Consider the following 24,792-nt stretch of genomic DNA (forward strand, 5'->3'; position numbering starts at 1 on the left):
TCAGGCTCCCGGGTCGGTGCGTTCGAGCGTGACGTCGGCCCGCGCGGTCACCTGCATGCGGGTGGGGCCGAAACCACCGAGCAGCAGCGTGTGGTAGGTGTCGTGGACGGTGATGGTGAGGCTCTGCCCGTCCGCGGCGACGGTGACCGTGCCGTGCACGCCCGCATCCGCGAGGAAGTCTTGGGCTGTGGCGATGGCCTGGGCCGGGTCGGCGCGGGTGCCCTTGCCGGTGATGGCGTCGGGCCCGTTGATCTCCTGGCCCGCCGCGCGCGCGGCTTCGGCGGCGATGTCGTCCGCATCGGCATCGGCCATCAGCAGGCGTCCGCCGTCGACCAGCAGCGCGAGCAGAGCGATGATGACGAGCGCGAAGCCGATGAAGTACAGCTGCACCGAGCCGCGGTCACCGCCCCGCGTCGCCCGCGCCCGCAGGGCACGACGGGGGCCTGCGTGCTGTCGGCCGGATAGGCGGGGAACCGTCATCGGCTGTGCTCCTCACCGGCGCGGGCCACATACCGGTCCACGGCGCTGTGCCGGGTCGCCCGCAGTGTTTTGGAGCCTGGGAGCCCCGGCACGGCCAGCTGCGCCAGCGGGATCGTGCAGTGCACGGACACCGTGACGGTGCCGGCCTGGCCGGGCTGAGAGGGGAACTGGCTGGTGTCGACCTGGATGTCCGTGCTCGCACAGGTGCGCTGCGCCTGGCTGAGAGAGCGCAGCGCCGCCTGCCGGGCGCGCGCCTGGGCGGTATCAGGGTCGGCGGACTCACTGGCCGCGCGGGCGGCCGCGGTCGCGGCGTTCGCCGCCGTGCTGTCCCCGAGCCCGGCCAGCCCGAACGCCGCGATGATGCCCAAAATCGGTACCAGCACCGTCAGGCACAGCACGGCCTCCAGCGTGTATGAGCCCCGATCGTCACCGGCCCGGCCGGCCAACGCCACGACCCGCATCCGCTGCCTGGGGCCGCGGATGCGCTCCTGCCGCCGGCTCACTGGTTCTTCTCCACGGTGTCCTCGGCGCTGCGCTCGATCCGCAAGTCCCACGGCAGGAAGTTCATGACCCGCCCCGACACGGTCACCCGCACCCGCTGGCCGGTCGATCCGGCCGTACTGACGCGGGCCTGCTGCACCACCCCGACCCGGGCGAGCCAGGCCTCGGCGTGCGCCGCGCCCTGCCCGGGGCCGGACTGGAACTGGGCACCGGTCTGCGCGCCCTTGCGCGCCGCGGTATGGGCGGCGGTACTGGCCAAGAAGAACACCCCCAACTGCAGCACCAGCAAGGAGATGAACAGCAGGATCGGCGCGATGATGAGGAACTCCAAGGTGGCAACCCCCGACTGTCCGCGCACCGCCTCCTGCCGCAGGCGCCACCACGTGCGGATGCGGCCGCTCATGCGCCGACGGCGGCCTTGAACCGGTCGATCAACGTCGTCGAGGTGTCCTTGAACACGGTGCCGAATGCCACTGCCACGCCCAGCACCACCGCGCCCAGGATCAGTTTCTCCAGGGTTTCCATCCCGGCGTCCCGGCGCACCCCCGCCATCTTCTCCCTGCGGATCAGCCACGCCGTGTGCAGCCGCACCGTGACCTTCTCGAGCCCCGTTAACTTCATGACGTCTTCCCCTTGTTGAATGCCACACCACATGTGCAGGCATGTCTGGTCAGATGGAGGTCAAGGCGCTGAACGCCGGGTAGGCGAACATCACCAGCACGACCGTGAACAGCACCGTGCCGGGCACCACCAGCCGCTCGGACGCCGAGTTCGCCTCGGCCTCCCGGTCGGTGAGCAGCCGCTGGCGCAACAACAGGGCCTGGGTCGCCAGCGTTTTCTGGATCGAGGCCCCGGCCCCGGCCAGCGAGAAGGACTCGGCCGGCGCCGCCAGCTCGGGTATGTCGAGCTGCTCGCCGAGCTGCTTGAGTGCCTCCCATTGCGGGATGCCCGCCAGCTCAGTCCGTTTGAGGGCTGCACTGATGCGGGTCAGGATCCAGTGGTCACCGACCTCGGCGGTGCGCTGCACCGCCGCCTCTGGACCCACGTTCGCGCCCCGCTCCAACTGGGCGCGCTCCAGGAAGGAGGCGATGGCGTAGCGGACTTCCAGACGGGCCGCTTTCGCTGTGCGCCGCACATCGGCGTCCGCGGAGAACCAGAGGTAGGCGGCGAAGCCCACCGAGACCAGCAGCGGCGGAGCGAAAGAAAGGCCAAAGCCCGCCAGGTTCAGCAGGAGCCAGCTGACCTGCACCATGACCAGGGCCGCCACGGCGCCCAGCACCTTGGTGCCCACATGGTGGGTCATCGACTTGTTCAGCAGCTCCAGGTCGGCGCGCGGCACGTTCAGCCGGTGGCCGTGCGCAGCCAGGATCTGCGCCCCGGCCCGCTCCCACACCGACTCTTGCGGTGTGGCCCGGCCGCCCGCGGGCCTGGCCTGCCCGGGCAGGGGCGTGGTGTTCTCCAGCCGGTCCAAGACGGCGTCCATGTCCGCCCGGGCGGGCAGCAACTCCCGCACCAGCAGGAACAGTCCGCCGCCCGCCAGGGCCCCGCACACCAGGGCTTCGGGAGAGATCACGACAGGGCCGCCTTCCGCTTCCTCGGCTGGTCCACATCCGCCGGCCCGCGGCCCTCCCCGTGCCTGCCTGGCGTGGACGGCAGGGCGGCCAGCAGCCGGGGCGCGGGCCGGGACCGGGCAAGCGCACGCATGGCCACCAGGGCGCCGCCGAACGCACTGCCCAACGCCAGCATCACGAGCTGGCCCTGTCCGGTGCGGTAGATGTCCCCCCAGGACGGATTGGTCAGGACGTAGACGGCGATGGCCAACGAGATGACCGACACCCAGCGGGTGCCGGTGCGCACCTGGCTGCGTTTGGCATCCAGCGTGCGCAGCGAGATGGCCTCCTGCTCGGTGAGGCTGGCCATGGACTGCAGGGCCCGGCTCAGCCCCGGACCGTGGTCCTGGGCGTGGGTGAGGAACAGCATGACCGCGTTGTCGACGGCCCCGTCCGCGAACGCGTCGGCGAACTGCCGGTAGGCCAGCGCCGGATTGGAGCCCACCCGCAGCCGCGCGGCCAGCCGGCGTACCTGTGGGCGGATGGCCGGCGGCGCGCGTGTGGCCGATGCGGTGATGGCACTGTCCAGGGTGCCGCCGGACTCGTGCACCCCCGCCAGCTGCTGCAGCCACTCCGCCAGTGCCTCCAGCCGCACGATCTGCCGCTCGCTGGTGCCGGCCGGATTCCAGATCCACGGAATGCCCAGCACCGCCACCGCGGCCAGCAGGCCGTGCACCGGGCGGGCCCAGTACAGCCAGGCGCCCGCCGCGGACAGCCCGGCGAGGAAAACGATGAACCGGTACCGGCGCGCCCACGCCTCGGGCAGCGAGGCGCGCATCTGCTGCCAGCGCACCCCCACCCGCGAGGGGGGACGCTGGCCGGCGACCGGCGCCGGGACGGCGCCGCGCACCGTCACCAGCAGCCCGCCCACCAGCAGTGCCCCGCACAGCGCAGCCAGCAGGTTCCACTGATCCGTACTCACGCCGCATCCTCCTTCGCGCGCAGCAGATCCAGCGGCGCCGGCCACGCGCCGTACGGGGGCACGGTCAGCCAGCGCCGGTCGAAGCCGGCCAGCGTCTCCAGCTCCTCGATGCAGGACGGGGCCAGCTGCGGGATGCCGCGCGGATCACAGCCACTGGGCGCAAAAATCTCCTGGAGGGAGGGACGGCCGCTCTCACCGGGCTGCACCTCCAAGACGTGGGAGACAAACCGGTGGCGGCGCCCACCCTGACGGGTCTGGTTGATCTGCTTGAGATAGACCACGAAGTTCACGGCGGTGCCCACGAGTTCGTGGACGTCGTCACGGTGCATCCCCGGGCACAGCGTGACCAGGCGGGGCAGCACCAGCTTGGGGTAGGCGGCGTGCAGGGTACACATGGACCCGGCACCGCCGGCGCTCATCGCCTGCAGCATCGCGATCGCCTCACGGTCGCGGACCTCGCCGACGATGACGCGCGTGGACAGCATGCGCAGCGCGTGCGGGAACATGTCCGCCACCGTGATCTGCCCGACCGGACGGCCATCGACCAGTTCGCCGTTGGACTCGCGGGACTCCATCGCCAAAAACTGCGCGCCGTCCTCGAACTGGTCCAGATACAGCTCACGGTCCGACTCGAGGGTGACCACCCGCTCCTCGGCCGGAATCTTCTTCGCCAGCGCGCGCAGCAGCGACGTCTTGCCGGTCCCCATGTCCCCGGCGATCAAAAGGTTCTTCTTCGCCAGCACCAGCGCGTGCAAGAACGCCGACAGCGCGGGCGAAAGGGTGCCCCACTGCTGCATCTGCTCCAGGCTGGAGGCCATCACGCGGTGGCGCCGCACACCCAAAAACGGCTCGCCGGTCAAAGTGGTGGCCTCGGCGCGGGAACCGTCCGGCAGCCGGAAACTGACCATGGGCGAGGACGCCGACAGACGCCGTTCACGATGCCCGGAGTTCGACGCCAACCGGTTGATCAACGCGATCAGCTCATCATCATTCTGGGCGACCGGAGCGACCCTCACGGTGGGCCGGTTGAAGTAGTCGACCTGCACGCTGTCGCCCAGCACGACGATGTTCTCCACGTCCGGGTCGTCCAAATACTTCTGCAGCGGCCCGGCGTGAAACAGCGCGTCATAGACGGCCTGGCACAAAATCTCGACCTGCGCCTGGGTCAGCGCCGCACGCTGGCGGGCCTGATCCACCGCCCACCGCGAGACGCGCGTGGCCACCAGCGAGCGGGCCCGCTCGCGGCGCGCACTCTCGTTGGCCAGCGGGTCCTTCTCATCGGCCGCGACAATGTCGTCGCTGACCGCATCCCGCAGGCCGGCAATGTCCTGCGGAGAGGCGGGCAACACCCCGGCCTGCTCGGTGACGCCCACGGCCGAAGGAGAGGAACTCACCGAAGGGCGCACCACCGTGCCCGCCGGCGGGGCGGCCGGCATGTCCGGAACCTGCTGGGCCAGGGACTGGCGCAAGACGTCCTGCAGACGCGGCACCCCGGACGCGGGAGGCTGCTCAGCCATGCGCGGGCACCCCCGGCAACCGGGGATCAGGCACGGTCGCACCAGGCGGCCGGCCCGCGGACAGCCGCTGCAGCACTCCGGCCACCTGAGGGGAACCGACCGCAGCAGCGGGCATGTCCAACGCGCGGCGCCGAGTATTGACCTCTACCGCGATCGCCGCGGCCGTCTTACGGGCCTGCTTGAGCAGAGGCAGCTTCGCCAGCCGCGGCGGGCGCTGCGCACCATGGGTGAACAGGCCGGCGGCGGCCGCGTCCCAGGGCAGCAGATCCACGACCGGGATGCCGAACCGGCGCGCGATGGCATCGGAGCGCAAGCCCCCCGCGACCGCGGACAGTTCCTGAATGACCAGCAGCCGCAGCGCTTCACTGCCGCTGCCCCGCCGTTCCAGTTCGCCCTGCAGGACGCGCGCCACCGGCAGAGTCTGGGCCACCGAGGTCAAGGTGTTGCGCAGCACCAGCAGCACCACATCGGCGCGGTGAGCGAGAACCGTCGGGAACAGCCCGGCATGCACGCCGCCCCCGTCCACAATGACCTGCCCGGCATCGACCATGACGTCGTAACCCGCATGCTGGTCCATGGCGTGCAGCAGCAGCGACAACGGCTCCCAGGTCCCGGTAAGGGCTGAGGCCTGGGCGGGGTCGGTCAGTCCGGGCAGGATCAGCCGGTTACCCTCCGCGTCCAGCGGGCGCAGATGCGCCTCGAAGGCCTCGGCGAGGTGGTGCTGGAGGTGCGCCTGGGCCAGATGCCACAGTCCCACCTCCCCGCCCCAGGCCCCTTGCCGGTAGCCACTGCGGATCGAGGCCTGCCGTCCCGAGGCCTCCACGAGCAGGGAAGGACGGGGACTGGACATGGCCAGGGCAAGACAGGACACGGTGACTCCGCAGCCATGCCCGCCGGCGAGCACCATGACGGACATCGCGCTCAACCCCCGGCCTTGAGGACGATCGCGACCCGGCCCGCACTGGCATCGGCAGCCACCATCGAACTGTCCCCGTCGCCGACGGCGACCTGGACCACGACATCACCGCTGCTGGCGGGCGCACCCACCTTGACCACCCGCCCGGTCACCTCGGGCAGATCGGCCGGCTCCTTGCCGGGAGCCGCACCTTCCTGAGGCCGTGTCACCAGACTCACCGTGTCGCTGGGGCGCAGTGCATCCACCGGCGCCATGCCCCGCTTGACCTCGACGGCGACCAGCGCCTCGCCGGGCCTAAGCCCCCCGTGGCTGGTGAGCTGGCCTACTGTGAGCAGGGAGCCTTCGGACAACGCGGACGCGGCCCGGCGGCCCACGACGGTGTCCTTCTTCGCCGCGGACACGGGCCTGAGGCCGGGATCGTCGGGCAGGGAGACCACCCGCAGATCCGCCGCGCTGATCTTCTTCCCGGACGGCACGTCACGGGCCAGGGCCAGCACATCGGAGCGATCTCCTGAGGCGTTCATCAGCCCGGCAAAGCCGATGGCACCGGCGAGCACCATCACCACGCCGATCACCATGAAGGAGCGGCGGCGCTGGCGGGGCGGCTCGGGGTCGGTGATGGCGACGTCGGGACGCATCACGGCGTCCCCGGCTGGCGGAGCGGGCACCTGCGGTCTGTTCTTGGACATGCTCTTCAACACCACGTGCTTGCCATCCTGTTAGTCGAGGACTCTCATCTCGCCCACGGCCACCGTGAAGTCGCTGTCACGGACTTCGGTGAACTCGCCCTGTTCACCGCCGCCGGTGACGTGCCACTCGACGGCCCAGGTCGCGGTCGCGGTGCCCTTGAAGCGGCCTCCCGCCCGGTCCTTGGAGCCGGCGCGGTAGAGGTGCCCGCAGTCAGGCGACTTGGTCATGCCGTACGAAGCCCGGTACTTGGTGCCGGGCCCATGGCAGATGACAGTCTTCCCGTCCCCCATCGACCAGCGGATCGAGGACACTTTTGCGGTGGCCGACACAGTCACTCCGGCCAGCGACGCCGAGGCGGTGTTGGGGCCGAATGTGGTGGGGGAGGGCTCCACCCACATCCACATCGGCACGCCGACGGTGTACTTTCCGGCTGCCCGGGGGCTCGCAATGTCCGGCCCGGTCAGGAGCATCGAGTCAACGGCCTGTCTGGCAAGGACACGCGGGTCAACCGTCGGCGCGGCTGGTGCTGTGGCAGACCAGAAGGTCTGGAAGGGCACGACAGGTCCGCCGCTCATAGCGGCGCCTACGAGCGCGCCAGCGCAGGTTCGTGTGTAGATGGCGCCGTCGCCGGGCTGGTGGCCGTCCCACAACGCGCTGCTTGCGGGAGGCTGTGGCTTCATCTTGGTGACGATGCAGTCGTTCGAAGGCCCTTGGCTCCTTCTTCTTTTGCCTTGCTTGGTGGGATCTCCCGGTTTGCCCGGACTGCTTGGGCGGACCTCGGTTTTGTCCACGTCGCACAGTACGAAGGAGGAGATGGGGCTGCATCCCGTCTCAGGTGGTACGGCATGTGCCTGTGCAGTAAGCATCCCCAGTCCCGAGGCGACCACGGCAGTGACTAATACCGCGGCTAACAGGCGCGTTTGTGCGGAGTGACGTCGAGGATCATCCACTGCTTCCTCCACTGCTCGGCCTTGACGGTCACGACGTACTTTTTGATGCGTTTCTTAGGCAGAGGAACTACTTTGCCGGTGTTGCGGTACTTGTACTGCCAGTTCGTGGTGTCCATGCAGTCGCGTAGCTCGGCGCGGGGCACCTGACGGTCGATGTCGATGCTGGTGACCGTGGTGTTGTGTTCCGGTTCGCCAGTGGCAACGATGCCCTTGGCCTTAAGGCCCATCACGTCACTCTGGGCGCGAGCGAAGGCGTCCGCGGTGGCGTACTTTTTGAGGCCGGTCCCTTTGGTGTCGGCCTTCGCGTATGCCTTGACCTGCTCGTTCCACATGTGTTTGTAGGCGGTGAGCACGGCCTTCTTCTCCCTGGCCTGCGGGGTGTCGGTCTTGGCTCGCGGGCTGGCCGGCTTGACGGACTTGGTGGGTTTCCCCCGCCGGCTGTCGTCAGCGTGGTCTGTGCTGCTGTCACTGCTGCAAGAGGTCATGGCGAGGGCGATACCCAGCACCGTCGTGAGAGATACCAGGGGCATAGTCCGTCGTGCGCGGACGTAATGATGCGATCGCAATGTCATGTGCGCTCTCCCCGTATGGCTTGTTGTGAGAACGATGACCCAGTGCCGCTAAGCTGGGCGGAGTGGTCAACTCCGTTACAGTAGAGGCCAGTTGTGGCTTCTGTCTCGCGCGTGCGTGGTGCGTACATTAGGACACCCCCGCCAGCAGGTCACGTATTTCCAGTAGTTGATGGTTGCAATAGCTACGGAGTGATGACGACGACGTCGCTGGTCGGCCTTCCTGTGGATCTTCGTCTGCGTGCTTCGCAGAGATCTACATATCGATTTGAAGTTCCAAGTGCCGTGGCGAGGTGCGCGGACGCGTCACGCTCGGGCCCGGGAACGCGACCTGAGTCGCTCTCGGTTCGGCGGTTCTTCGATCGGCTGTTGAGGGGCCGTCGGGCAGCTGTGTGTCGTCACTGGTAGCTCCTGGTTTTGGTGAGTGTGACCGGTGAAGTGGGTGCCTGTTCGTTCAGGAAGGTGATCACCCGGTCCAGCTGGGCAGTGGCGCGTGCGGTGAGCTGAGGCAGAGGCAGGGCGCCGGCCATGCGGTCGGCGCAGCGCTCTAGGAGGCGGACCTTGGCCGGGCGTGCCAGGTGGGCGAAGACGTCCTCCAGGTGGGGGCCGTGGATGAGGACGGGGCCAATGCGGCGTCCTTCGATGGTGAAGGTGGCGTAGTGGTCGTACTGGTCAAGGTGGGCGATTTCGGCGGCGCTAGGGCGTTCTCCCCATTCCTCGGTGAGGGGCGCGATGGCGGCCCGGGATCCTTTGGTGGTGGAGAGGGTGGAGGCGTTCTGGAGCAGGGACTGGCGTACATCGCCGGGCAGCCGGGCCAGTAGCTGCGTCAGTGCGTGGATTTGGACGCGGTACTTCCGGAAGTCCTCGAACATGCTGGCGATGGAGTCCGAGGATGCTTCGGCGAGGGTGATGAGCTCGTCGAAGTAGGCCCGGAACAGCTGCCGTTGGGCTTCGGGGAGATCGACTCGGGAGCGTCCTGCCTGCAGCAGATCGCGGTTGAGGAGGGCGGCCACGAGGCGGTCGGTGGGGCCGCGGCCGGCCGTGCACACCCACACGATCATGCGGTCGTCCATGGCGGTACGGATGTTGTAGACGCCCTGGCCCTGGCCGAGGAAGCCGTAGGTGACCGGGTTGCCGGACAGCCGGGTCAGCGGGTTGAGCAGGATGCTGAAGGCATCGGGCGGGAAGGTGGGGAAGGTGTGCTCCCACCAGGCACGTGAGTCCTCATTGAGGACGTGGCCGACGGCGCCCAGTGCCTGGGCGCGGAAGGACGCGTCGGTGAGCAGGGCGCGGACGTGGAAGATGGTGGCCTGGTCCGCCGGGCGCCTGGCACGGCAGGCGAGCTCGTTGACCGCGGTCAGCACCGTCAGCGCTGCGGTGAGGATTGCGATCGCGCGCGGTGCGGAGGCGTCGTCCCACCCGAACGCAGCCGCGAAGGAGTCGACCACGCCTTCGACGACCGCATGACGGGCCCGCTGGTGGTCCATGCCGATCGGATTCCACGAGCTGACCTGCGGGCGGGTGCCGACACCGGTCAGATCGATCCGGGCCAGTCGCTCCGCGATGTGCTCGTGCGCCAGGAAGGGGGCGGCCCGGGCGAAGCTGTCGCGGTGCGGGTCGACGAACAGCAGCCCGCCCCCGGCATGGGCATATCCGATGGCCTGGGCCACGGCGAGTTCCGTCTTGCCGCCGCCCGACTTGCCCACGCCCAGCTCATACAGTGTCTCGCCCGTGTGTGTAGCGACCAGACGCCGGCGCCCGTCGGGTCCCTGGTACCAGCCCTGCAGCAGCAGCTCGGGATCTTTCGGTCTCCAGGTGGGCAGGTCGGCGGGCAGCAGCGGCAGGCGGCAGTGCACCGTGGGCGGTTTGAGCAGCCCTGCCAGCTCCTCCAGACGCACCCAGTTCGCGCGTGGCGGCTCGCACTGCCCGGTCTGCCAGCGCCGGTCGAAGACGGCACGGTGTGGGAAGCGGTCGGCCCCCAGGCGCCAGGGGCCGACTCGTAGGCCGCGCATGGCCAGCCGGGCCGAGCCGCCGAACACGTCGAAGCCGGCCTGGATCCGTGCCATCCGGGCGTGGGCGCGCCCCTCGATGTCCGAGGCGCAGCGCACCAGGATCTGCACCCGCACCAGCTGGTCGTCCTCGGCGAGCTTTCCCAGCGCCTGGGAGCGGTCCACGCGGCCCGTTGAGGGAGGCATCACCACCGGCCGCGGTCGCAGGGCTCCGCTGCCGCGGCCCGACAGCAGCTGCTGCAGATGGGCCACGAGTGAGACGTCCAGACCGGCCCCATCACGCTGCAGCCAGCGCGCGGCGCGCGCGGCCTCCCGCTCCTCTGCGCGCCGGGCACGGCCCACCAGCTGCCAGCGGCGCACCCGCAGCGCCCACTTGGGGGCCCGCTGCAGATCGATGCAGATCTCGGCCAGGTCACCCAGGTCGGCGCGCAGGTCGGCGACGGCATCCACGAGCGGCTGCAGGGGGTCGGGCTGGAGCGGGACCTCGCGCAGCCTGGCGATCGGATTGCCGCGCAGGATGAACTCGGCGCGCACCTCGTGGGCCCGGGGCCGGGCGGGCAATGGTCGTGTCTTGGTGACGCGGACGTGGGGGCCGAACGGGGTGCTGGACAGTAGCCGTTCGGCTCCCGCGGGACCCTCGAGCCGGTAGGCGAAAGGATGCCGGTGATCGGCACACAGCCGGATCCGCACCGCCTTGGCGCGGCGCGGCGCCCACCAGGGCAAGGAGGTGCAGGCCCGGGCGAGTTCCACGCCGCGCCGGAAGATCTCTTCTGCGGTGGGGTCGAAGTACGGAGCGGGCTCGAGCTGTAGATGCATCCGCTCCTGGGAGGCTTTCATCGCCAGATGGTGGGTCAGGACCAGTGCGGCGATGAGTGTGGCGGCCACGGCCAGGGCGAGCAGGTACCAGTGCGAGGCCAGCCACAGCAGCACCCGTACCGCCCCGGCCGGGTAGGCGAGGGGATCGGATCGTTGCTGCGTCATGTGCGGGGCGTCCACGTGCCGGCTCCTTTGGTCCGGTGGAAGGTGTAGCGACTGGTGCGCCCGTCGGTGAAGGTCCCGCCGCGGTCGGCGGCCGCCCACACCAGGTGCACCACGGCCCGGTCGGCCGCGCCGTCGCGGCGGGCGATGGCCGCCTGGATCCGCACGCGGCTGAAAGCGGGCGCCACAGCACCGGTCGGGCTTGCATCGAACAGGTGGGGAAAGCGGGCGCGGCCCACCCCGGTGACATCCGCCTGCAGCAAGGCTGCTGCCTGGTGGCGTAGTTGCTGTTCCTGGGCGGCGGGCAGGTCTGCTGGCCAGGCGTTTTGCAGCTGTTGCTGGATCTGCCGGTCGGTGGCCCGCCGGCTGCGGCGTGGCGCGCGCACCGCAGGGGCCGGGGCGGAGTGGGCCGGTCCCTCACTCCGGGTGTTTCCGGCAGGGCGGCGGGCAGTGCGGGAAGTGGGCGGGGCCGGCGGCCCGGATACGGCCGCGGCGGGAGTGTGGCCGTCCTGGGCGGGCCGGCTGGGGGAAACCTGCAGGAGCAGGCAGCCGCCCAGGGCGAAAAGGAGCGTGCAGGCGAGCAGCCACCAGGGGGCGCGTGGCACCCGGCACGGGAGCAGGGGAGGGGTGGTCACAGCAGGCGTGCTCCTCCCGCATAGCCGGGCATCGCGTCCACGGGGTCGATGCGCACCCGGGTTCCGGGCCGTGCGGCGTTGACCATCTGCCCCTTTCCCGCGTAGAGCCCGACGTGGAAGATGGCGCCGGTGCGGTCGGCGTAGAAGACGAGATCGCCGGGGCGCAGCGCGCGGATGCCGCTGCCGGCCGGGATGCGCCGGCCCATCGTGGCCTGGGTGTGCGCGGTGCGGGGCAGGGCGATGCCGACCTGGGCGTAGGCGTAGGTGGTCAGCCCTGAGCAGTCGAATCCCGTGATGCCGGCACCGGATGCGCCGCTGGGGGAGCAGCAGGTGCCGCGGCTGGGTCCGTGCGCGTTGCCGCCGCCCCAGGAGTAGGGCGTCCCGCGCTGGGCGAGCGCCGCCTTGAGGACAGTCTTGGCGGTGCCGGATGCCTGCCCCAGCTCCACGCTCTGGGACGAGCTGGTGGCGGCCGCCCGGTAGTGCTCGATCTGCTGGCTGACGTGGTGCACGTACTCCTGCGACCGGTTGTACTGGAAGATCGCGGCGCGCAGCTGGTCGCGCTGGTGGAGATTGCGGCCGCGGCCGCACAGATACACCGCGGCTCCCAGCGCGGCGTCGAAGGCGTTGTGCGGGTCCTTGACCTTGTCGCCGTTGCCGTCGCGCCCCGTGGACTGCCAGGTGGAGGGCAGGAACTGGAAGGGGCCCACGGCCCGTTCGCCGTCGGCGGTGCCATCCCAGCGGCCGCCGTCGGTGTCGGGGAAGACGGTGTGGTTGTGCCCGGTGCCGGACCCGTTCAGCAGCACACCCAAGATCCGCGGCCGGTGGATGTCACCGTTTGCGGCGATGGGGCGCCCGGCGGCGTGGTTGCTCTCCACCTTGGCGATGCCGGCCAGTACCGGCCAGGACATCCCCCGGCAGCGCGGCGCGTGACGGCTGATGGTGTGGGAGGCCTTTTTGTAGGCGGCCAGCATCGTCGGCGGGATGTCCGCGGCGCCGCCGCCCAGGCCGGGCTCGTCTTCGAGGTCCGGCTTGTGGGCGGAGAGCTGGGCCGCAGCGGACAAGACCCCGGCCATCGGGGCGGCACAGGAGGCGGCTGCGATCACAAGGGCCACCAGCAGGCACCCCCACTTCGCGCGCCGGCGCCCTTTCACCCGGTTCACGGCTCGTCCCCTTCACGGTCGGCATCGGCCACACCCAGGCGCGGCGAGCTGTCCTGGTCGCCCTGCATGGTGCGGCGCCGCAGTTCCTCAAAACGCCGGCGTGCCTCCTCGCGTGAACTGGGGCTGGAGCCCAGCACGGTGGGAGAGGACGGGGTGCGCTGCGAACTGGGCAGCCGCGCTCCGCCAGCGGCCCACCACGGCTGGCCCGCCGCCTGCCCCGTGCCGGGGGAGGGGGAGGCAGACGGCCGGACCGGGCCCGGCGGGGTGCCCGGAGGCTGCGGTGGGACCGGCGGCGGTGCGGCAGGGCCGCTGGGCGAGGGCGGCGGCAGGCGCCGCGAGCCGGCCGCCGGCCCCGATGCGGTGCCGCTGGTATCTGCGTGCCGCCCGTGCCAGGCCCGGCCGTCCTCGCGCACGGTGTTGCGCCACACCTCGAGCTGCTGCCGGGCGTCCTGGGTGTACTGCGAGGCGCGAGCCCGCCCGCGCCGGGTATTGGCGGGCAGCCCGTAGGTGGCGCCGTAGGCGAGACGGCCTGCGCGGTTGAGCAGGCGATAGCCGCGCAGCCGCACCAGCTTGTTGTGCGCCCGGGTGGACAACAGGGTGCGATCGCTGTGCTGGTCGTGCAGGACCGCCCCCGAGCGCTGATCGGCGATCAAACCGTCCCTCTCCCGGTAGCGGTCCGGCGGCCCGTGGCGTCCCGGCCCGCCCGTCCGCCCGGCCACCGCCCCAGCCGTGGCGGCCGGCCCTGCACCGGCGCCGACGTCTTCGGCGCCGGTGGGCTTGCGCATCGTCTCCAGCCTTTGATCGCCGGGGTGGCGGCCCACCGCCAGCCACCAGGCACCGCGCGCCCCCACCCGGGCGCCGGTCGCAGCCAGCGCGAGCGGCGCCAGGCCGCGGGAGGCCTCCGCGCCCGCATCGGTGAGCAGCCGCCCGGTGTCCAGGGGCATGCCGGTGCCGTCGGTCATCGCGGCCAGCGAGCGCAGGAGGCGCTGGCGGGTACCGAGCCGGCCGTATCCGCCGCCCAGGGTGCGCAGCCCGAACCCGCCGCCCGCACCCTGGCCGCCGCCGTGGACCGCCAGGGCCGCGCCGATCTCGGAGCTGTCCCCGGGCAGATGGGTTCCGCCGATCTTGGCGTAGCGCATCCGCAGCGACAGCCGCTGCCCGGCCGCCGAGAGCGCCTGCAGCAGACGGCGGTGGAAGGCGAGAGCGGCCAGGGCCAGACCGTTAAGGGCCAGCAGCCGCTCGGCCGGCATCTGCGGGCCGTCGGTCAGCACGATGTCGATGCCGATGCCATAGGCGGGCAAGAACATGCACACCGCGAACATCGCGGCGACGCAGACGCCCAAAAGCGCCAGCCACTTCCACACGGCCTGCCGGTTGGGGCCCGGCAGCATCGCCCACACCAGCGCGACACCGCCGACCGCGGCGGCCGCCGCATCCGCGGCCTGCACCCCCACCAGCACGAACGCTCCCGACAGGGCGATCGCACAGATCAGCAGCGAGGAGAGGAACAGCAGCAGCACGCCGGCCGCCCGCCAGCCAGTGGGCTCCTGGGCGTAACGCGCGCAGGCCTTGCCCACCGGCCCGGCCTTCTTCAACTCCGCCAAAAACGCGGCGAACTGCTGATCCTGCTCGCTCAAGACAGGGCTGGCCGCCTCCAGGAGCTGATTGCCCAACGTCAGCTTGGGCAGGTCCTTCTCCGCATCCGGCCTCTGGTTGTTCAGATGGCCCGCCTTGCAGTACTTCTTGGCCGGCCCCTTGATGCCGCTGCAGGCGTCATCAGCCTTTTGGTCCTGCTCGGCATGCTCCCGGCTGCCGGGCTTGTAGCCGCCGGAAACCCATTTGAGGTGCAGCGCATACGCCTGCCGGTCGGCCTTCTTGCCCGGGTCCAGGACCCGCCCGTACTGCACGAGCATGTAGCCCTTGACGACCAGAACATTGCTCAGGGAATCCTGGATGGGCTTGGCCACCTCGGAGGCGGAGTAGGGTCGCTCCTGTTGGGTCTGGTGGCACTTCTCCAGCGCCTGCCCCCACAGACCCGTCCCACACGGCCCCGCGTTGCCGCTGGCCAGCTTTCCGCCCCAGTCATGGGAGGCGACGGTGGCCTGGGCGACCTCACCGGCCGCCTGCTGGCTTTGGGCCAGCGGCCCGTCGGGGCCCAGCAGATAGTCCGGGCGGATGAACGCCGATGCCGCGAACGCGGCAATCAGCAGAGTCAAGGCGATCTCCCCGAGCCCCTTGCCCGCCTTGCCCCGCACCAGAAGGATCCCGCCGAAGATGAACGCCCAGCCCAGCAGCAGCCCCTTGAGGCCAAGAGTGTCGACGACGATGTCGTTGTAGGTGTCAGAAATCTGCTGCGCCGGATCAGCCAGCACCTTGATCAGTGGGAAGCGCAGAGCGAACTCCATGGCCCAGCAGGCCAGCCCGACCAGCAGACGCAACAGCGTGAACAGCCCGTTCATCAAAAACGCGTAGGCGTTGGTCTTCAGGGAGAAGATCGACCCGCCGTGCGCGGACAGCTCATAGCCGTTGATCGGCACACCCTCGGAACTGTCCACATTCAGCGGGGCCAGCATGTCCCCGCCGCCCTCAGCGGCGTAGGCGACCTGGGCGTTGACGATCAGGAACACCACCGCGAGCAGCAGGGCGTAGGTGAACGAGCGCAGCCTGCCGTGCCCCGGACGCCACCGGATCATGAGAGGTCCCCTCTCCCCGACCGGCGCAGGACCACCAGGGCGAGCGCGGCCGCAGCCGCAGCCGCGGCCGCGGCTGCGGCCGGTGGCAGGCCCGGCACCACAGGAACGTGCTCCTGCGGTCCTGTCTGCGCTGGCCGGCCCGCTCCGGCTGTACCTTGGCGCAGCGCCGGCCCGACGACCAGCACACACACGTCGGCGCGCTGTGAGGGCGCGCGGTGGCCGGTGGCTGGCCCGTGGCCGTCCGGCAGCGCCCAGGCGACCAGCAGCTGCAGGGCCATGACGAGCGCGGCCAGCATCAGACCAGCCAGAGCCGCGATGCCGGCGGCCCGGCGGCAGGCATGGCGCCGCCGGGCCTGGTCCCATTCCCGGCTGATCATCAGGAGGCCCTCTCGGGCGCCGGCACCGGGGGTGCCTGGCCGGGCGTGGTGGTGATCCCCGAGGCGATCCGCGCAAGCGAGGGGATGACGACCTTGAGGCGGCCGGTGTTCTGCCGCGGCCCGGTCAGCAACAGTTCCCCGGCCCGCTCCCGCTGGCCGACGGGGGACAGGTTGGAGGTGACCAGCCGCACCAGCGCACTGTCACGGCCGTCCAGGCCCACGAACTCCAGGCCACGGCGGGCCCGTTCACGATCGGTGGTGCGCGCCAGCGCCCGGTAGGCCATCAGCCCCCGGTCGGGGCCCAGTTCCTCGGCCTCGTGGGCGCCGGCCAGCAATCCGGCGCCGTGCTTGCGGCCATCGTGCAGGATCTCGTGGACCAGGGCGGTGCCCTCGGTGGACGAGGTGAGCCAGTACAGCTCATCAAGAGCGACCGCACAGAACTGCTCGGGCCGGGCGAAGGCGGCCTGCCGGGCGATCGCGGCGATCAGATAGAGCACCGCCCGGCCGATCAGCGCCTCCAGCGGCTGCTGATGGAGCACCTCAGGATGGGCGAACGCCTGCTTGGGCGGCAGCTTCAGCCCGCTCGTCGACACCACGATGAAGTCCGAGGATCCCTTTCCCTCCAACTGCACGGGAGGCAGCGTGGGATCGAACACCATGCGGGCCAGATGGTTTTGTTCCACCACGCGCAGCAGCCCGGCCAGCGTGGCGGCCGCATCCTGCCGCTTGCCCGCCTGGCCTGCGGCCATATCCCGCAGGACGGCGACCACTGCGCTCATCGAGCAGGCAGCGGAGCTGGCGGCCTGCTCCACGGCGTGATGCAGCACCTCACCGGCGGTGGTCATCGGGCCCACCCCCAGCTGCAGCGTGAGGTAGCTGAGGGCGTAGTGACGGCCCTTCGCGCCCGGGAACATCCGCAGCGGATCGATGGACAGCGCGGCCTGTGCGGCATCGATGATCTGGCAGCGGCCCGGCGCAGCCGCCTGGGCGAAACGCGCCCACTCCCGCACCGGTGTCCGGTCGATGCAAATGACGCGACTGCCCCGGTCCACCAGCGACCCGGCGATCAACTTCAGCAACACGCTCTTGCCGCCGCCGAGATCCCCCACCACACCCAAGGAGGCAGAGGCATCCTGCTTCGGCGCATCCGCCACATTGATCAACACCGGGCGGGTCGTGCCACAGTCCAGATCCAGCCCCAGCAGCAGGCCGCTCGGATCACCGACCTCACTGTGCGCGAAGGCCCCCGACAACGCCCAGTCCTCACTGAGCTGATGCTGGGTGAACTCCCGCAACCGCGGTGCCCGCACCGCCCCGGGCAGCCCGAGGGTAAACAGGTCGACCTGCAGCCCGCACGGGCGCACCGCCCGGTAGTCGGCGCCCGCCAGCAGCTTCTCCAGTGCCCGCGCCCGCGCATCACACAGCTGAGCAGTCGGCCCCCACACGGTGAGCACGGTGATGCTCTGCACCTCCACCTCGACGCTGTTGCCAGCGAGCCGGCCATCCAGCTCCCCGAGATCACCGGCGGCTTGTGGCAGCGAGGCGGGCATCCCGGTGGGCCGCACCTCGTACTGGTCGGCCTGGTCCACCAGCTCGTTCTTCTTGCGCTGCACCTGGGCGCGGGCCGTCTCCGCCGGCACCAGCGTGAGATCGACGGTGAAATCGACGGGAAAATCGAGGACCTCGAGCTGCGTAAACAGATCCGCCGCTTCCTCACTGACCGCGGGCGGGCACTCGGCCAGCGCCAGATGCGCCTGATACCCGGTACCGGAGGCGCTCTCGACCTGCAGCCACCGACGCCGCAGGGGCGACGGCGATCGCCCCTTCCACCACGGCATGCGGCCCCGCACCGCCCGCGCTCCCGGCGGCTCGGGGGCGGGCTGCTCGGCGCGGTCGGTGCCGCCCTCTTCGAGGCGGACCAGTCCCAGGTCGGCATAGCTGGGAGAGCGCAACACCCCGCCGCGCACCTGCCCGCCATACAGCTCGCTCGCCGCCGCCTGGCCAAGCAGCGGCTCAGCCAGGCCCCGGTGCACCGCATGCTGGATCATCCACACGATCTCCGCGGGCCGCGCCGGACGAAAGGCAGCACTACCCGCCAACTGGGCCTGCACCTGCACGGCTTGTTCCCGAAACGCCCTCACCTCGGCGCGCGAGATGGGCGCGGCCCGCAGCCCGAGCGCGTCGCAGACCTCCGCCCACAGCGCTGTCGCCGCCTGCAGATTCTGGCGGCCGCTCTGAAGCGGAACGGCCAGCCACCAAGAGCGCTGGTGCATCTCCTGGTCCTCCAGCAGATCCAGCGCCGCCTCCAGGTGCTCGATCCACGGGTACGCCTCAGATGGCAAAGACCCCCCGGCCTCAGCGATCCCCTCGACCATGCGCCAGGCGACCTCACTCGCATCGACCTGAGCGCACAGCCCGAACAATCGCGGTGCGCCGGACAGCGAACGCACCAGCGCTGTCGTCTTCTCAAGTAGTTCGTTGCGGACCGCGGACGGTACATAGGTGCCCGGCACGCTCTCTTGACTCCGTCCCTGGCTGTCGGGGCCGGGATGCAGACGGTAGATGGCCCACACGTGTCCGTGGGCGGACCACAGCAGATGCCCGGCGATGTGCCGGATGGGAACACGCATCAACCCTCCCTGGTCCTGGCCGAGTTCTGGGCGTGCAGGTGGGCTCGCCTCAGCACGGCGCGCACCGGCGACGCCGGGGCTGCGGATGCCGGCGACGGCCCTCTGCCGACGTTGACGGGCTGCTGCCCACCGGCCCGGGCATCCGGCCAGCTGGGGCTGCCAGGACGGCGCGCGGGTACCGGGCGCGGCGTGCGGTCGACTGGGGGAAGGCCTTCGATGGTGAAGCCGCCGCCCAGACGCCGTGCGGGCTGATCCCGTGCGGCCCGGCGGCCTACGCGGCCGCCGGCGGGCGAAACCGCCAGCGCCATCAGGCCCAAGGCGGCCGCGACCGGTGTACGCCCACCGATCTTCGGGCGCCGCAACAACCAGATCCCCACAATCCAGGCGGCCACCGGCACCACCGACAGCTGCCCGAACCCGCCCCACACCCCAACCGACTTCACCAGGACGAAGCCGCCCACGGTGGCCAGCGCGATCTGTGCCGAGTTGTAAGGCCCCAGCGGCAGACGCCAATCACCGATCTTGCCCATCACCCACGGATAGCGCCGCGCAGAGGTGTAAAAACGCGCCCGGCGCGCGGCGGCCGCGCTCACGTCGCCCCCTGCCTGCTCACCGGCCCGCCCTCACCCTGCGGAGGTGCAACAAAGGGGGCGCTCTTGGCCGGGTTCTTCACCTCGTCCTCGAACATATCCGCCAGCTGGTCGCGTGAGTTGTACAAGCCCAGCGCGATCACCATGAGGATCAAAGCGCCAATCCCCGCCTTGAGGCTGAAGCGCTGCAACATGATCACCAGGACGATGATGACCAGCGCCGCCTGCAGACCGGCCGCGCCCAAGTCCTTCGCCGTCCCAATCCAGGAATCACCCAGGTCAGCCAACCTGCCCGCGACAACCACACGGTGGACGCCGTCCATCAGCGCTCACCGCCCGACCCGGAGGACAACGCGGCGATCTCCCACCGGCCGCCGCGCGCAGCGAACGTGAGCTCGTAGGACAGCGGCCACCGTCCTGCCGCACCCTCCGCCTCGACCTGGACCAGGACATGCACCCGCACCCCGTCCCGCGGCACCCGGCCGCCAGCCGCCGTCTCCTCACGCGCGGCCACTTCTTCTACCTCAACGTCCTTCACCGCCGCAGGGGAGAGCGCCGCCACCTCCGCCCCGGGCGCCAGATACCGGCCGACCTCACCCCGCCCGGCCAAGTACGCCAACAAGAACTCCTTCGCGGCCTGCGTCAACGGACCCTCGGGGACGGCGACCCGATACGCAGAGACAGGCACCCGGTGCAAGGCAGGAGCAGCCACCAGCGCCGGTGCAGCCATCACCGCGAAGGAATCACCACTCTCCGAGACGAGCGCCGGCACCGCGAAATAGCGCACCGCATCCGCATACTGCGCCGCCACCGTCACCGACCACTGCCCCTCCTCCCCGCGCGGCATACTGCGCACCGGCGTCACCCGGCGCGGCGCCTGCGCATCCTCCGCCAGGGAAGGCAGCGGGACACCGGGAGCCATTGACTGCGCCCGGCGCCCGGCCGCACTGCCCACGTCCTCACTACTGCGCAGCCAGGCATCGACGAACTCCGCCACGTATCCCGCCGGATCGGCCACGGCCGTAGGCTGCGCAGGACGCTGCGCGGCCGCCCCCGACGCCGCCGCGACCGTCGTGGACGGCTGCAACGCCGCGAGGGCCAGCGCCAGCGGCCCGGCCGCAAGCGCCGCCCAGACGCCCGCGCGGCCCCACTGCACACGTCGCCGCATCTGAATCAGCGCCACCCCGGCGGCCACCGGCGGCCTCCCGGCATCGGGTAATTGCTTGGGACGAAACATGCGTGAACTCCCAGGAAGGACAGGCGGATTGATGCCCCTGAGAGAACCGGCCCGGCCCGACCGTTTCGCCAACCACACCGCCCTGACCACAGCCTCGAACCGGTCACGAATACGCGGGCGGCCCGTGGGAGCAGCTACCACCGCACGCAAGCACAGTCTCGATACACGAGCGCCGCAGCCCCACCTGCAGGATCGAACAGGCGCAGAAGGGGGACCAAGGACGCACTCCTGCAGAGGGCACGCACCCGCGCCCGGAGCCTGTGCACAGTGCACCGCTTCGGCAGCCCAGCGTCGTGCACACCAAGCCGAGCACCGCACCGGTGGCGGGACGGGGCCCTGCCCGCGCTCCGGCTACGGCAGGTCAGGTCCTGGCGGGCCCTGAACATCGCTGTGAGCAGCGGTGCCCGAGGCCATCCCCATGGTGGTCGGGGCTATGGGCCGTCGTGGTCGCCCTCTCCCACCACGCGCCGCAGAGGCCCGACTGACCGAGCGCCAGCGCCAACGGTGCGCCTCACCCCACGGCCAGCTGGCCCGAAAGACCTACGTCCGGCCGCCGCAGGAGGCATCGACGACTGCATACCGGCCCCCCTTCGCACTACGCATCATTGTTGTCACCGCCCGTCCGCTGCCGGCCCAGGAATGGTCGGGGCCGACCACCGACACCGTCTGTCGTGATGCCGTTGTGATCGTGGCCGGGGCCCGCTGGCCGGTGAACTGGTCAAGGCTCCCGGATTGACTCACGGCATGAACCAGCCCTCCCAACGGCCTGGGAGCATTCCGCCGCCAGCCCGACGCCGTGCGTTGCCCTCCGCTCGGCCCAGTTACGCACCGCGCAGCAGACCCACCGCCCCGCCCGGCGTCCTTTTGAACCTCCTACAGCGGCCCTACCCCAACGACGCGCGCCCCGACGATGGCGGCCAGTGCACCGTCTGCGCCACCTGACTACCGGATGCACCAGCTGCGGCTGGCTGCGGTGACGCACCCCTACCACTGGCTCGGTCAACGCAGCTCGTCCAGCGGCCCACTTGGAGCCTCGCCTTACCGACGCCGTACAGCCGACAGCAGCTAAGGAGCCCCACCATGACCTCCCGTCCCGGCAAACTTCCGAGCCCGCAGAACGCGCCACACCTCCTATTCGCCCACCAGCCCTACTTCCCGCCCCGTGGCCTGCACGAGATCAACACAACCATCGTCGAGGCCGCCGCCTTGCTCCACAGCCGAGTACGCCGGCCCGACGGCGACCGGATCCACCGCATCCTCAACAACGGCCACCGCGCCCCCAGGGAGATCGTGCCCCTGGCCACCCTCACCCACGAACTCGACGGAGGCGCGGGCTGGCCGTCCGTCGGCGACTGGGAGCAGGTCACCCAGGACCTCCTCATTCTGAGCCGCTTCGGTACCTGCGATGCCATCCGACTCGGCCTGCCTGCCATCGAACGGGCCTTGATGTGCTCCGCACCCCACAGCGAAGTGGTGACCTTCGACGCGACGACCGGAAAGCGGCTCACCTACGGGCCCACCGCGCGGGCCAGCGTCCTCGCTCAGCTCCAGATCCGACTTGACCACCGACCAGCAGAACACGCACACGATCCTGGGCTCGGCACCGGCGCCCGGCCCGAGAGGCCCCGACCCTAACTCCTACCCCTGTACCACCCTGTTGGCGCCCTACGACGCGCTGGGACCGCCCGGCCGGTGACAGTGGCACGATCCCGGAAGGGGTCAGTCGATGGCCGGAACGGGTGATGTCCACTCCACGGGGGCGGGAAGCACGAGATCGAGAACCGGCCAGATGCCAGGACCATCCCCGCAGGTGTAGGGAGCACGAGGACGATACGCGGCGTGGAGGTGCCCCGAGGGACCATCCCCGCACGGGCGGGGAGCACGACGGACAGTACTTGCTGTTCGACCGGGCCACGGGATCATCCCCGCACGTGCGGGGATGATCCCCCGAGCGTGATCATCTCGCCGTCGGCGACGACGGGCTCCCCGCACCCGCGGGGATGGACGTGAGCAGGCGCCAGCCCGGTGGGGCGGCCGAGAGGAACGGTGCAGCCCGTGCCTAGGTGAGCTGGGTGAGTCAGGGCAGCGCTCCCGGGATCGGGGAGCCATCGCCGGCGGGAGCATTGCACAGGTTCCAGGCACACAACAGGCTCGTGACTGAAGTCGACGCACGGGTCGGACAGCGCGGATGCGGGCGGAGGTTTCGAAACCCGGCGGACCCGACACAGTCCGCCGCTGCGCCACTACCCGCCGCTGACGCGGCACCAACCTCAGCGACAGCACACGTAGGCCGCCAGCATCTTATGAGTGGCCCAGCGCCGTGGCTCTGGAGGGGGAAGCCAGGTAGTGGCCAGCCCAGGGAAAGACCGTATCGAGGGGCGGTCTGTATTGGTCACTACAGGCTGTAGTCAAGCTGCGGCCAGGCGCCGATGGCGAATTGATGAAGGCTCACTATGCCCTCCCAAACGGGCCCCATGCCTGCTGCACCATCACCGAGAGGCTGTACCACGAAGGATCGCCATGGATGTGCCGGTCCTACGCTGCGTGCACATTCCCGCCAGATGCTTCTCCCCCCGACGTCTGCTGCCCCGGATCCGCTGGGCCTGCCCTCGATACTCACCGATTTGCGCACTTGCTCACCAATATGGTGAGATCACCGACGACCAGCTGGTTGTAGTGGGGGGCACCGCAATCCAGCAATGTGCCGAACTTGGCACACCGGGAGGGGAATTGAAAATCAGGGCATTCACTGCCGTCATCGCAGCGACGGTAGTCCTGGCATCGGGGTTCACCGCCAATGCGGCAGACACGTCGGGGAGTTCGGCAGAACAGCAGAGTAGCGGTCAAAGTCAGGGCGACGCTGTTGAGGGCGACGAGACCCTAGACGAAGGCGCTGAAGAGGATTCGAATGAAATCGATCCTCTCGAAGGGGCAGAGCTAGCAGAAGGCGCCCCCAGGGCGGTTCCAGTTGCTGCCCCTAAGGGGCCTTCGTGCGAGGAAGTCAGGGAGTCTCCCGAGGAGTTCATTAAGCCGGGACAGGACGCGGCGATCTGCTTCGACGAGAAGGCGCCCTCGCTCGCGGGGTCTCCTGAGGCCAAGGGGGCCGAATCCGAGTGGGATTCCGGTCTGGCGAAGCTCAACACGAGCCCGAGGGCTAGGGGTGCTAAGAAGGATGCCGCAGCCGCCAAGAAGATGGTGTGGTGCGACGGGCAGGAGAAGAACAACGCCTACGTCACGCGCACATCGATCTGCGGGGTCCGCGACGACTACATTGTGGTCGTCAACCAGAAGGGCGCGCCTATTGGCTTTGCGGAAGCGACGGTCAAGCAAGAGATCGACACCTCCAACACCAGCACCAAGTTCGATGAGTTCTTCTACTTCAGGCTCAACAATGCTATCGGTGATGCGCAGAAGCTCACTGCGAAGGTGACGTCTAGCTGTCGACCTACCGCCAGCGTGTGCCGCCAGAGCCCAGGCCCCTGGGAAGGTGAGGCTCCCCTGGCTGTCGGGAAGTCGCTTGAGGGCACTTGGCTGCGCCACTGGAACGAATCCACCGGCCAGAGGAACATTGATCTGGTGTGGAATATGGAGATCGGTCTGGACAATGGCACCGAGGTGGGTAAGGGCACCGCGACCTGGGGCTACAACACCAGTGACGCCTGGAAGGTGCGCTGCGACGCCAAGATCACGAACGAGGCGGGCTGCGTAATCCCGGAGTACACGCCGACCTTCACCGTGCAGAAGAAGTACCGCGGCGCCCGGAACTTCATCGGCCGCATGCTGTGGGCCAAACCGCATCCGGGTCTGGAGGGCCATGGTGGCTACGCGCTGCACCGTGAGTTCAACAAGGCCACGGTGAAGAAGAACCGGAGGAAGGTCTGCGACAAGACCTTCAAGAAGGACGATCAGTTCAAGCCCAAGGGGTCGGTCAAGCTCCAATGCGACGAATACCCGTTTGCGTCTACCAAGGAGAGCGGCGGCCAGCTCGGAATCTCCTCCGGCAAGGAGTGCCAGCAGTGGGCCGTATGGCCGGGCATCAAGTCACGCGAGCTCGGGCAGGGGCGCTATAACCACGCCATGATCTCGTATGGGCATCATCCCCTCGCGCCGTGTGGGCGGGCCTCCATGCCGAAGGTGGAAAACGAAGGTGTGGGAGGCGACCTCGGCCGCTTCTATAACAGCAACCGCATGCTGGACGACGACGCCTTCTACGTGAAGTCTGGCCAGTTCGAACCGGACAGCTGACGGCCCGCTTGAGGCGGGAGACCCTCTTGCTTGGGGAGCGGCCCGGTCATCCGGCCGTGAACACTGGTCGGTGAATAGAGTGT

At 69.9% G+C, this 24,792-nt stretch carries 22 protein-coding genes; 2 read left to right on the plus strand and 20 right to left on the minus strand.

Features of this window, described 5'->3' with window-relative positions; translation table 11 throughout:
- The 20 genes from ACZ7LU_RS38235 to ACZ7LU_RS38330 all read right to left on the minus strand — a co-directional run bounded on the left by ACZ7LU_RS38235 (position 1) and on the right by ACZ7LU_RS38330 (position 20,464).
- Positions 1–480 (minus strand): hypothetical protein, encoded by a 480-nt coding sequence (locus ACZ7LU_RS38235; RefSeq protein ID WP_471919432.1) that lies wholly within the window; start codon positions 478–480, stop codon positions 1–3.
- The gene (locus tag ACZ7LU_RS38240) at positions 477–983 is read right to left on the minus strand and encodes a TadE/TadG family type IV pilus assembly protein (RefSeq protein ID WP_471919433.1); all 507 of its coding nucleotides are present in this window, start codon (positions 981–983) and stop codon (positions 477–479) included. The genes ACZ7LU_RS38235 and ACZ7LU_RS38240 overlap by 4 nt, the downstream gene beginning before the upstream one ends.
- Entirely contained in the window at positions 980–1,384 is a 405-nt protein-coding gene (locus tag ACZ7LU_RS38245) for a TadE/TadG family type IV pilus assembly protein (protein WP_471919434.1), read from the minus strand. The genes ACZ7LU_RS38240 and ACZ7LU_RS38245 overlap by 4 nt, the downstream gene beginning before the upstream one ends.
- On the minus strand, positions 1,381–1,602 hold the full coding sequence (locus tag ACZ7LU_RS38250) for a hypothetical protein (protein WP_468317573.1): 222 nt from the start codon (positions 1,600–1,602) through the stop codon (positions 1,381–1,383). Before ACZ7LU_RS38250 ends, ACZ7LU_RS38245 begins: the two co-directional genes overlap by 4 nt.
- A gap of 49 nt (positions 1,603–1,651) precedes the next feature.
- Complete coding sequence (locus tag ACZ7LU_RS38255) at positions 1,652–2,554, minus strand: hypothetical protein (protein ID WP_471919435.1); 903 nt, start codon at positions 2,552–2,554, stop codon at positions 1,652–1,654.
- Positions 2,551–3,513, minus strand: coding sequence for a type II secretion system F family protein (locus ACZ7LU_RS38260; RefSeq protein WP_468317578.1), 963 nt, complete (start codon positions 3,511–3,513; stop codon positions 2,551–2,553). The genes ACZ7LU_RS38255 and ACZ7LU_RS38260 overlap by 4 nt, the downstream gene beginning before the upstream one ends.
- Positions 3,510–5,030: a CpaF family protein gene (locus ACZ7LU_RS38265; protein ID WP_471919436.1), complete on the minus strand. Its 1,521-nt coding sequence runs from the start codon at positions 5,028–5,030 to the stop codon at positions 3,510–3,512. The genes ACZ7LU_RS38260 and ACZ7LU_RS38265 overlap by 4 nt, the downstream gene beginning before the upstream one ends.
- Positions 5,023–5,946 (minus strand): hypothetical protein, encoded by a 924-nt coding sequence (locus ACZ7LU_RS38270; protein ID WP_471919437.1) that lies wholly within the window; start codon positions 5,944–5,946, stop codon positions 5,023–5,025. The genes ACZ7LU_RS38265 and ACZ7LU_RS38270 overlap by 8 nt, the downstream gene beginning before the upstream one ends.
- Positions 5,947–5,951: 5 nt before the next feature.
- Positions 5,952–6,635 (minus strand): SAF domain-containing protein, encoded by a 684-nt coding sequence (locus ACZ7LU_RS38275; protein ID WP_471919438.1) that lies wholly within the window; start codon positions 6,633–6,635, stop codon positions 5,952–5,954.
- A gap of 30 nt (positions 6,636–6,665) precedes the next feature.
- Complete coding sequence (locus ACZ7LU_RS38280; RefSeq protein WP_471919439.1) at positions 6,666–7,046, minus strand: ATP/GTP-binding protein; 381 nt, start codon at positions 7,044–7,046, stop codon at positions 6,666–6,668.
- 497 nt (positions 7,047–7,543) lie between these two features.
- Positions 7,544–8,092, minus strand: coding sequence for a hypothetical protein (locus ACZ7LU_RS38285; RefSeq protein ID WP_471919440.1), 549 nt, complete (start codon positions 8,090–8,092; stop codon positions 7,544–7,546).
- Positions 8,093–8,553: 461 nt separating this feature from the next.
- Entirely contained in the window at positions 8,554–11,160 is a 2,607-nt protein-coding gene (locus ACZ7LU_RS38290; protein ID WP_471919441.1) for a type IV secretory system conjugative DNA transfer family protein, read from the minus strand.
- Positions 11,142–11,777: a hypothetical protein gene (locus ACZ7LU_RS38295; RefSeq protein WP_471919442.1), complete on the minus strand. Its 636-nt coding sequence runs from the start codon at positions 11,775–11,777 to the stop codon at positions 11,142–11,144. The genes ACZ7LU_RS38290 and ACZ7LU_RS38295 overlap by 19 nt, the downstream gene beginning before the upstream one ends.
- Positions 11,774–12,838 (minus strand): C40 family peptidase, encoded by a 1,065-nt coding sequence (locus ACZ7LU_RS38300; protein WP_471919443.1) that lies wholly within the window; start codon positions 12,836–12,838, stop codon positions 11,774–11,776. Before ACZ7LU_RS38300 ends, ACZ7LU_RS38295 begins: the two co-directional genes overlap by 4 nt.
- A gap of 95 nt (positions 12,839–12,933) precedes the next feature.
- The gene (locus ACZ7LU_RS38305) at positions 12,934–15,630 is read right to left on the minus strand and encodes a hypothetical protein (protein ID WP_471919444.1); all 2,697 of its coding nucleotides are present in this window, start codon (positions 15,628–15,630) and stop codon (positions 12,934–12,936) included.
- Positions 15,627–16,007, minus strand: a complete 381-nt coding sequence (locus ACZ7LU_RS38310) for a hypothetical protein (protein WP_471919445.1) — start codon at positions 16,005–16,007, stop codon at positions 15,627–15,629. The genes ACZ7LU_RS38305 and ACZ7LU_RS38310 overlap by 4 nt, the downstream gene beginning before the upstream one ends.
- Positions 16,007–18,637 carry an ATP-binding protein gene (locus ACZ7LU_RS38315; protein WP_471919446.1) on the minus strand — a complete coding sequence of 877 codons (2,631 nt, stop codon included), beginning with the start codon at positions 18,635–18,637 and terminating at the stop codon, positions 16,007–16,009. The genes ACZ7LU_RS38310 and ACZ7LU_RS38315 overlap by 1 nt, the downstream gene beginning before the upstream one ends.
- Positions 18,637–19,230 carry a hypothetical protein gene (locus tag ACZ7LU_RS38320; RefSeq protein WP_471919447.1) on the minus strand — a complete coding sequence of 198 codons (594 nt, stop codon included), beginning with the start codon at positions 19,228–19,230 and terminating at the stop codon, positions 18,637–18,639. Before ACZ7LU_RS38320 ends, ACZ7LU_RS38315 begins: the two co-directional genes overlap by 1 nt.
- Entirely contained in the window at positions 19,227–19,550 is a 324-nt protein-coding gene (locus tag ACZ7LU_RS38325) for a hypothetical protein (protein WP_471919448.1), read from the minus strand. Before ACZ7LU_RS38325 ends, ACZ7LU_RS38320 begins: the two co-directional genes overlap by 4 nt.
- On the minus strand, positions 19,550–20,464 hold the full coding sequence (locus ACZ7LU_RS38330) for a conjugal transfer protein (protein ID WP_471919449.1): 915 nt from the start codon (positions 20,462–20,464) through the stop codon (positions 19,550–19,552). The genes ACZ7LU_RS38325 and ACZ7LU_RS38330 overlap by 1 nt, the downstream gene beginning before the upstream one ends.
- Before the next feature lie 1,080 nt (positions 20,465–21,544).
- On the opposite strand from ACZ7LU_RS38330, the gene ACZ7LU_RS38335 reads away from it, so the two are divergent.
- Together ACZ7LU_RS38335 and ACZ7LU_RS38340 are read left to right on the plus strand one after the other, a co-directional pair.
- Positions 21,545–22,099 carry a hypothetical protein gene (locus ACZ7LU_RS38335; RefSeq protein ID WP_471919450.1) on the plus strand — a complete coding sequence of 185 codons (555 nt, stop codon included), beginning with the start codon at positions 21,545–21,547 and terminating at the stop codon, positions 22,097–22,099.
- An 885-nt stretch (positions 22,100–22,984) separates the two neighbouring features.
- Positions 22,985–24,709: a NucA/NucB deoxyribonuclease domain-containing protein gene (locus tag ACZ7LU_RS38340; protein ID WP_471919451.1), complete on the plus strand. Its 1,725-nt coding sequence runs from the start codon at positions 22,985–22,987 to the stop codon at positions 24,707–24,709.
- The last annotated feature ends 83 nt before the right edge of the window (positions 24,710–24,792 follow it).

The sequence above is a fragment of the Streptomyces sp. NPDC039462 genome (genome assembly GCF_055639375.1).